The sequence below is a fragment of the Shewanella sp. S1-49-MNA-CIBAN-0167 genome (genome assembly GCF_040310145.1).
GTDB lineage: Bacteria > Pseudomonadota > Gammaproteobacteria > Enterobacterales > Shewanellaceae > Shewanella > Shewanella psychromarinicola.
In genome coordinates, this window is the sequence record NZ_JBEOPO010000150.1 from 1 (window position 1) to 334 (window position 334).

The 334-nt window shown below is 36.2% G+C and carries 1 pseudogene; it reads right to left on the bottom strand.

The features are described 5' to 3' along the window. A pseudogene (locus AAEZ00_RS20765) lies at positions 1–318 on the bottom strand (site-specific integrase); the annotation flags it as partial. Between the last annotated feature and the right edge of the window lie 16 nt (positions 319–334).

Here is a 334-nt window from a genome sequence, read left to right on the forward strand (position 1 = left end):
CATCTGATTAAAAAGAAATTGAGCATTTGAATGAAGAAAAAATACAGGTGCTGTTAACGATTTATCAGTCAATAAATTCTTCCATCCGACTTTGTAGCTCTTTGATGGTCCTTTGGTTCTGGGCATAAGTCCTCTTTCTGCTAAATACTGAGAACGTAGTTTGTCTTCGCCTATAATAAAAGTCTTAGCGTCACTAGGATGTCTTAAATGAACTTGACACAAACCACTTCCTGAGTAGTCAGGAGTTACGTCGTTGAACCATAGATGAAGGGGCTCACTATTTCTCGTACCAGAAAAAAATAGTAATAAAGTGATCATTTTAGCTGTTATATCT